An 8,436-nucleotide genomic window follows, 5' to 3' on the forward strand; every position below is an offset into this window, starting at 1 on the left:
GTGTGCGGGCCGTCAGGCCGTGGGCTTGGGCCTGCGGGCGACGGCCAGGGCGAGGGCGGTGCAGGCGAGGGCGGCGAGGGCCGCGAAGCCGCTGACGGAGGGGAGGAGGCCGTAGGTCTGGACGAGGGCGCCGAGGGCGATGATGGGGGCGGAGCTGCCGAGGTAGACGATGACCCAGAGGGCGCTCAGTTCGGAGCCGCGGCGTTCGGGGTTCATCGCGGTGACGGCGCTGGTGAACAGGGAGCGGAAGGCGACGCCCTGGGAGACGCCGCCGAGGACGCTGCCGATGAAGAGCAGGGCCGGGGTGCCGGTGTACTGGGCGGCGACGACCAGGCCGAGGCCGGTGGCCAGGCCGGTCATGCCGAGGGCGGTCACCACGCGGTCGGAGGTCGGCGGGACGAGCAGCTGGGTGGCGGCCGAGGAGCCGAGCAGGAGGGCGGCCACGATCGCGCCGACCAGCTTGGAGTCGGTGTGCAGCAGCTTGGCGGCGAAGGCCGGGGCCAGGCTGAGGTAGACGCCGAACACCGCGTAGGAGATGAAGCCGGCGGTGGCGGCGAGCAGGAACTCGCGGCGCCCGGTGCGCGGCAGCCGCAGGCGCTGGGGGCGCAGGTGGGCCGGGGTGGTGATGCGGGGCGGGGAGGCCGGCGGGCGGCTGCGGCCGGGCATCCGGGGGTGGAGGAGGGCCAGCGGCACGCAGAGCGCGAGCAGGGCGATGGCGTGCAGCAGGAACGGGGTCAGCAGCGGGTCGGAGCCGCCGGCGAGCAGGGCGCCGACCACCGGGCCGAGGGCGACGCCGCCCGCGGAACAGGCCAGGGTGATCTTGGCGGCCAGGGTCGGCTGGCCGGGCAGCAGGTCGCCGAGGGCGGCCCCGGCGGCGCCGGTGGACAGGCCGACGGCGATGCCCTGGACGGCCCGGCCGGCGGCGAGCTGCCAGAAGCTGCCGGAGGTGGCGAAAACCACGTCGCCGACGGCGGACAGCGCGACGGCGGGCAGGATCAGGGCGCGCCGGCCGAGGTGGTCGGACCAGTGGCCGACCACGGCCAGCACCGGGACCAGCGCCAGCACGTAGATCGCGAAGAGGACGGTGGTGTCGAGCGCGGTGAGGTGCAGCCGCTGCTGGAGGAGCGAGTAGATCGGCGTGGCCAGGTTGGCGCCGATCAGCATCAGCAGCAGGGCGGCGGCCACCAGGCCGACGCGGACGCCGCGCAGCGCGTTCCAGCGGCTGATCGCGGCGAGCCGGAGCTGGGCGCGCGGCGCGAGCTCCAGGGGAAGCAGGGCCTCCGACAGTCGGCGTCCGTCGAGCTGCGCGGTGCGCAGGCCGGAGCCGGCGGGGGAGAGGTCCGCCATGGCAGGGGTCTCCTGTGGCCGGGCACCACCGGGGCGGCGGGGTGTGCCGGCGCGCCCGTCCGGAGGCGCTGTGGTGGTGGCCGAGGGTACGGGCTCCCTGGTGGGGCGAGGTGAGCTGAAGAGGGCCCCTCCGGCCCGGGGTCGGGCGGAGGGCGGTCGGGCTTCGTTGCCCCGGTGGCACGCGCGGGGTGTGCGCGGTACCAGACCGAAGGATAAGGGGTGGGCGTACGCCCATGGCGCGCGCCCCTGGGTGCGCCCCGTACGGCCGGGCGTCGGGGGTGCCCGGCCTATACGCTGAGGTGATGGATCGGTACGCGGCGCTGTTGGGCTGACCGCTGGCTGAGGGAGAGCGCACAACGATGGCCGGACGACGTCGCAAGAACACCGGGGCTTCGACGGGTGAGGGCGCGGCCGAGGCGGTGCTGCCCGCCGACCTGGAGCTCCAGGACCTCTACGGGGCGTTCGCCGCGCACGGGCTGGACGACGAGGACCTGGACGACGCGGCCGTCCTGGTCCCGCCGGTGAAGCTGCCCGCCGAGCGCGAACTGGCCGAGCAGGCGAAGGCCGTACCGATGTTCGGGTACGCGCTGGCGCTGGCCCGCTGGGCCGCCCCGCACCTGGCGGTGGACGAGTTCGGCGACCTGGTCGAGGCGGACCGGGCGCCCGCGGCCAGGCTGCTGGGCCTGGCCCCGGCCGAGGGCGAGGTGCCCGAGGAGGCCGAGGTCGAGGCGCTGCGGGCCTGGTCGCTGGCCTGCGACCTGGACCTGGTGGAGCTCGGTACGACCGCGGAGGGCGAGCACGTCGCCGTCCCCGGCCCGGACCTGGAGCCCGCCGAGCAGGGCGACCCGGAGACCGTCCTGGAGCTGTGGCTGACCGCCGCCGGGATCGTCCGGGAGCTGGCCGTCGAGGCGGACTCCGTCCCGGAGGAGGGCGCCGGGGAGGCGGAGGCCGAGGAGGGCGAGGAGGACGAGGACGCGCTCTCCGAGGTCGAGGAGGCCCGTGACGAGGCCGCCGAGCTGCTGGACGAGGCCCTGCAGGTGCTCTACGAGACCACCGCCTTCGCCGAGCCCGGCAACGAGACCGTGCCGCTGGGCGTGCTGGCGGCGCTGCTGGTCGTCCCGGAGGGCGAGGAGCCCAGCGAGGAACTGCTCGGGGACATCACGGACGTGATGGTCGCGCTGGACCCGATGCTGGGCGACCTCGCCGAGCTCGGCCTGCTGGACTACCGCCCGATCGACCCCGAGCTGTTCGACGAGGAGGACGGCGAGGAGCCCGCCGTGGTCGGCGAGGAGCCGCTGGACGAGGAGGAGTCGGCCCGCTTCGGGCTGGTCCGGCTCACCCCGCTCGGCCAGTACGGCATCCGGCAGTGGCTGCTGGAGGACGGCTACGACGCGCCGCTGGTCGGCGACCTGGCCAAGGGGGACGCCGCCGAGCTGCTGCGCGGGGTGTGCGAGTCGGCCAACGTGCTGCCGGAGGAGGAGCTGCGGGCGTGGACCGCCGACCGGGAGCCGGTGGCGGCGGCGCGCGAGCTGCTCGCGGCGGCGCGCGGCTCCGACGGCTACGGCCCGCTGCGCCGGATGCTCTGCGTCTCGGCGCTCAACCTGCTCGGGCCGGGCGCGGAGCCGGCCGCCCGGGAGGTCATGGACGACCCGGAGCTGGGCGGCGCGGTGCGGGCCTGGCTGACCGCGCAGGGGGCGACGGACGTCCCGGTGCCGGACCGGGCGATGGCGCTGTGGACGGTGGTCGACACCTTCGCCGCCCAGCTGCTGGACAACGGCGGGGACGCCGAGCTGCTGGGCGAACTGGTCGCCGACCTGCCGGTGAACGGCGATCCGGCGGGGTGGTTCGGCGAGCTGTGGCGGGTCGACCACCCGTACACGGCGGAGGTCCTGGAGGCGATCGGGGAGCTGCACCCGGACCGGGCGCTGGCCAAGGAGGCGCGCAAGGCGGCCTTCAAGGCGCGCTCCAGGAGCTGAGCCTTCCGAGTTGGCCCGAGCGGCACCGTACGGCGGTCCGAGGGTCTACGGGGGTCTACGGGAGGTCCAGTGAGCCGTCCTCGGTGAAGGGGAAGAACGGGTTGTGGGCCAGCTCCCAGAGGTGGCCGTCCGGGTCCTCGAAGTAGCCGGAGTAGCCGCCCCAGTCGGTCGGGACCGGCGGCTTGACCACCACGGCGCCGGCCTCGACCGCCGTCCGCAGCGCGGCGTCCACCAGCGCGGGGGACTCCAGGTTCACCGCGAGGGTGACGCCGCGGAAGGAGGGCTCGCCGGTGGCGGGCACGCCCGCGTCGGCGGCCAGCTCCTCGGTGGGGAAGAGGCCGAGCACCGAGTCGGCGGTGCGGAACCAGACGATCTCCGGGCTGGAGGCGGTGGAGCGCTTCCAGCCGAGCGCCTCGTAGAAGCGGGCGCTGTCTTCGAGGTCGGTCACCCCGAGGGTGACGATGCTGATCCGGGCGGGGAAGGCGTCCTGCCCGGTGCGGTCCTGTGCTGCGTCGTTCTGTGCTGTCATGCCGCCAGGTTAGGGAGGGCGGCTGACAACCGGGCGCCCTGACACGGCCACCACCCCCGTCCGGGGGCCGAGCTGATGACCCGGCAGCTGCGGCCACGTAAGGTGGCGTCAGCGGTGCGGGTGCGAGGGTTCGGGGGTGCGGCACAGGATGGTGCGGGAGAGCGGCGGCAGGCACCAGAAGCGGGACGCCGGGTCCTCGGGGTCCGCCCCGGCTCCGGACCGGCCGGTCCGGGAGGAGCGTTTCGCCGGTCGGCCCGCGGAGCGGCCACGGGACCGGTCGGCCGACCAGGGTGCCGGTCGGCCCGCGGGCAGGCCCGCCGACCGGTTCGCCGACCAGGAGGAGTTCTCCCGCCGGACCCTGGCGGCGGCCGACTTCCCGGTGTACGGCGTGGCCGCGGGGCAGGCCCCCGCGGGCGGGACGATGACGGCCGACGGGGCGTTGGCCGGTGAGGCGCTGGCCGCCTTCGAGACCTCCGGCGGCGAGCTGCGCTGGGTCGAGGTCCAGTGCGGCGACTGGCGCTCGGCGGCCGGCCCGTACGTGACCGTGCGCACCTACCGGCCGGGGGCCGGGCCGGGTGAGCGGCTGCCCGAGCTGGAGGACCTGGTCGAGGACGAACGGGACCGCGTCTACGAGCAGTTGGGCGTCGACGAGGGCGACGGGCCGGGCCGGGTGCGGGCGTTGCGCGCGTGGATCACGGTGGACGGCGAGCCCTGCGCGGTGGAGGTGCACGAGGACCGGCCGGTGCCGGAGCCCGGCGCCCCGGCGGTGGACGGTCCGGAGCCGGTGTGGGCCGGGAGGCTGCGGGTCGGCGGGCTGACCGTGACGGTGTGCGCGCGCGGGGTGGCCCCCGGCGCGGTGGAGCTCGGCGCGATCGGCGACTTCGAGGGCTGCCTGCGCGGCCGCACCGAGCTGCTGCGCGACCTGGCCGCCCGGCGGGCCCGCCGGGTGCCGGTCGAGGAGCGCGAACTGCCGCCCGCCGTCGGGATGGAGGCGCACCGGGCGCTGATCGCGCAGAGCGTCGCCGAGTCCGCCGCGATCGAGGCGCAGGTGCGGGTGGGGCGCACGCCGAGGCTGCCGCGCGGGCTGCGCGGGGAGGTCGGCGCGGTGCGCTGGGAGGCGGCGGTGCGCCAGCAGATGCGGCTGGCCACCGAGACCCGGGAGGAGGCCGCGGCGGCGGTGACCTCGATGGTGAACCACCTCAACCGGCTGTCCCAGCAGACGCACTGGCTGGTCGGCACGGCGGAGGGGGAGGCGGCCGTCGAGGAGGTCGTCCGGTACACGGTGTTCGCGAGCGAGGTGGCGAGCCTGCCGGCGCAGCGGGCCTGGGCGCAGCTGTGGCGGGAGCGGCCGGGCGGCGGCGGGGCGGGGGTCTGGGAGGAGCAGCGGCTGGCCGAGCAGCTGTGGCTGTCGGCCTGGGAGCAGTGGCGGGCGGCGCGGCGCTGACGGGGCGCCCGGGCGGGGCGGGCCCGGCGGGCTGGGCCTGATGAGCCTGCGGGCCCCGGTGAAGCGCCTCAGTAAAGCACAGGTCATGTGACGGTCATCGGTCGGCAAATGGCCGCCTGGGCGTGGGGTGGGCGTCATGCCGGGTTCACCCGCCCGGCGGAGCCTGCTGGGCGTCGGCATCCCGCACCGGCGCCCCCGCTCATCCTCAGGAGTTGCTGCCATGTCGCTGTCCCGCCGGGACTTCGTCAACCGTTCCACCCTCGTCGGGGCCGGCGTGCTGATCGCCGGCGGCGCCGAGGCGCTGGCCAGCGCCCCGGGCGCGATCGCCGCCCCGGTCGGCGGCGAGGCCCCGGTCGCCGCGGCCGCCGGGACCAACTCGGCCGCTGGCACCGCCGTCGGCTACGGCCCGCTGGTCCAGGACCCGGCCGGCCTGCTCTCCCTGCCGAAGGGCTTCTCGTACAAGGTCCTCAACCAGGCCGGCGTCACCAGGCTGCGCAGCGGCGAGTTCACCCCGAGCAACCACGACGGCACCTCCGCCTTCGAGGACGAGCGCGGCGGCAACCTGATGGTCGTCAACCACGAGCTGGCCGGCGCCCGCGCCAACTGGCCGCACCCGGTGCCGCTGACCGAGGGCCACGTCTACGACCCGGGCGCGGCCGGCGGCTGCACCATCGTGCACGCCAAGCGGGACGGCTCGGTCGAGCAGTGGGTCGGCATCGCCGGCACCGCCACCAACTGCGCCGGCGGCGTGACCCCGTGGGGCACCTGGCTGTCCGGCGAGGAGACCGAGGACAAGGCCGGCAAGAACGGCTTCACCAAGGACCACGGCTACGTCTTCGAGGTCGACCCGTTCGACGACGACTACAACCGCGACCCGCAGCCGGTGAAGGCCTTCGGGCGCTACGCCCACGAGGCCGTCGTGGTGGACCCGAAGAAGGGCCACGTCTACCTGACCGAGGACGCCTCCAACCCCAACGGCCTGCTGTTCCGCTGGACCCCGCCGCCCGGCTTCAAGCACGGCCGCTACAAGCTCCGCAAGCTGGCCGACGACGCCGGCGTGCTGGAGGCCTTCAAGGTCTTCGACGCCCAGGGCAAGTTCGTCGACGACCTCTCCCGCGCCACCAAGGTCGGCACCACCTACGGCGTGGACTGGGTGAAGGTCCAGGACCGCGACGCCAGGACCGTCTCGGTGCGCAAGCAGTTCAAGGACGGCGAGGTCACCCGCGCCCGCAAGCTGGAGGGCATGTGGTGGGGTGACGGCGGCTTCTACTTCGTCTCCAGCTACGCCCGCTCGGAGAGCCCGCTCCAGCACGACGGCCAGGTCTGGTTCTACAACCCGAACCGCCGCACCATCACCCTGAAGGTGCTGCTGGGCGTCAACAACGACGTCTGGGGCGACCACGACAACTTCGACGGCCCGGACAACATCACCGTCTCGCCGTACGGCGGCATCGTGATCTGCGAGGACGGCGAGGGCGTCTCGCACCTGTTCGGCGCCACCGAGGAGGGCCTGGTCTTCCCGATCGCCCGCAACGAGCTGAACATCGGCACCGCCGAGAAGCCCGAGTTCAGCGAGTTCACCGGGGTGACCTTCTCGGACGACGGCAAGACCCTGTTCGCCAACATCCAGACCCCGGGCATCCAGTTGGCCATCAGCGGCCCGTGGCGCCGACTGAACGAGCACAAGCGCGGCCAGGGCTACGGCGAGTGACGGTCCGTCAGGACTGAGTGTGGCGGCTGCCCGTGGACTACTCGTCCGCGGGCAGCCGCAGTTGCAGCATCGCCAGCAGGCGCTGCTGCGGCTGGGCGAGGTCGATGCCGGTCAACTGCTCGGCGCGGCGCACCCGGTAGCGCAGGGTGTTGGGGTGGATGTGCAGGGCGTCCGCGGCGACCCGGACCTCGCCGAGCGCGTCCAGCCAGGCCAGCACCGACTCGGCGAGCCGGGTGCCGTGCCGCCGGTCGTACGCGGTGAGCGCGGTCAGCCGCGGGTCGCGCAGGCCGGTGCGCTCCTGGAGCAGCGCGAGCATCTCGCTGACCAGCACCTCCGCCTGGACGTCGATCAGCGCCGCGACGTCGAGGTCCACGCCGCCGCGGCCCATCGCGTCCAGGATGCGGTCCGCCTGCGCGCGGGAGTCGGGGACCTGGGCCAGACCGTCGACGGTCGAGCCGATCGCGGCGCGCAGCGGGACGCCCAGGTGCTCGCGGGCGGCCGCCACCACCTCGAAGGCCCAGTCGCGCACGGTGGTCATCGGCAGGCCGGGCGGCAACTCGGGCAGCAGCACGTACACCCGGGACTCGATCGGCGCGAGCAGCGCGGTGCGGTGCCGGGCGGCGGTGTGCACCGAGATCAGGCCGGTGACGTCGGAGCGGTGCAGCACGTCGGTGGTGTGCGCGCTGTAGGCCAGCACGGTGGCCGGGCGCCGCAGGTCCAGGCCGAGGTGGGTGGCGAGCGACTGGGGGCCGGTGGAGCCCTCCAGCAGGCCGGTCAGCAGGGTCTGGGTGAGCCGGACGTCGGCGGACAGCTCCCGGCGGCGGCGCACCAGCTGGGCGGCCGCGACCCGGGCGGCGCCGACCAGGGACTGCTCGGCCAGCGGGGCCAGCGGCTGGGCACCCTCCTGCACCCAGATGGTGCCGAGCGGCTGCGCCCCGGCTCGGATGCCGACCGCGAGGCGGCGGCGCAGGCCCAGCTCGGGGTGCGGCTCGACCGCGATCGGGGTGTCCGAGCTGCGCAGGTGCTGGAAGATGCCCCACTCGCGGAGCTTGGACAGGTACGGCTCCGGGCCCTGCCAGCCGAGGATGGACAGCCGGCGCAGGTCGTCGACCTCGTCGGAGTCGGAGGAGCGGGAGTAGGCCAGCACCCGGCTGGAGGTGTCCTCGATCGAGACGATGCCGTTGGTGAGCACGGCGACGGTCTGGGCGAGCGAGAAGAGGTCGCCCGCGTTGGGCTCGGGGGTGCCGGGGGCGTCCGGGGCGTCCGGTCCGGCGATGATCGCCCGGGCCAGCGAGTCGAGGTGCTCCCAGCGGGTCTCGCGGCGCACCGAGAGCAGGGCGACGCCCGCGTCGGTGGCGGCCTCGCGCAGCGCGTCGGCCTGGCCGGGGCCGTCCAGCTTCACCGCGACGGCGGCGGCCCCGGCCCGGCC

Annotated in this window: 6 protein-coding genes; 3 read left to right on the top strand and 3 right to left on the bottom strand. The window is 75.2% G+C overall.

The features are described from left to right. Positions 1-12 precede the first annotated feature (12 nt). Positions 13-1,347, bottom strand: a complete 1,335-nt coding sequence (locus ACFU6K_RS22000) for an MFS transporter (RefSeq protein ID WP_380665490.1) — start codon at positions 1,345-1,347, stop codon at positions 13-15. A gap of 359 nt (positions 1,348-1,706) precedes the next feature. Between ACFU6K_RS22000 and ACFU6K_RS22005 the strand changes: the two genes are divergently transcribed. Beyond that, positions 1,707-3,323, top strand: a complete 1,617-nt coding sequence (locus ACFU6K_RS22005; protein ID WP_380665492.1) for a hypothetical protein — start codon at positions 1,707-1,709, stop codon at positions 3,321-3,323. Positions 3,324-3,378: 55 nt separating this feature from the next. Here the strand turns inward: ACFU6K_RS22005 and ACFU6K_RS22010 are convergent, their stop codons facing one another. Further along, on the bottom strand, positions 3,379-3,852 hold the full coding sequence (locus ACFU6K_RS22010; protein ID WP_380665494.1) for a VOC family protein: 474 nt from the start codon (positions 3,850-3,852) through the stop codon (positions 3,379-3,381). A 136-nt stretch (positions 3,853-3,988) separates the two neighbouring features. On the opposite strand from ACFU6K_RS22010, the gene ACFU6K_RS22015 reads away from it, so the two are divergent. Continuing rightward, entirely contained in the window at positions 3,989-5,296 is a 1,308-nt protein-coding gene (locus ACFU6K_RS22015) for a hypothetical protein (RefSeq protein ID WP_380665496.1), read from the top strand. Positions 5,297-5,516: 220 nt separating this feature from the next. Further along, positions 5,517-7,007, top strand: coding sequence for an alkaline phosphatase PhoX (locus ACFU6K_RS22020; protein ID WP_380665498.1), 1,491 nt, complete (start codon positions 5,517-5,519; stop codon positions 7,005-7,007). 37 nt (positions 7,008-7,044) lie between these two features. On the opposite strand, the gene ACFU6K_RS22025 is transcribed toward ACFU6K_RS22020, so the two are convergent. Continuing rightward, positions 7,045-8,436, bottom strand: a 1,392-nt coding sequence (locus tag ACFU6K_RS22025; RefSeq protein ID WP_380665500.1) for a PucR family transcriptional regulator, incomplete at its 5' end; no start/stop codon positions are given.

Origin of the sequence: Kitasatospora sp. NPDC057512 (assembly GCF_042802135.1) — a bacterium.
Taxonomy (GTDB): Bacteria; Actinomycetota; Actinomycetes; order Streptomycetales; family Streptomycetaceae; genus Kitasatospora.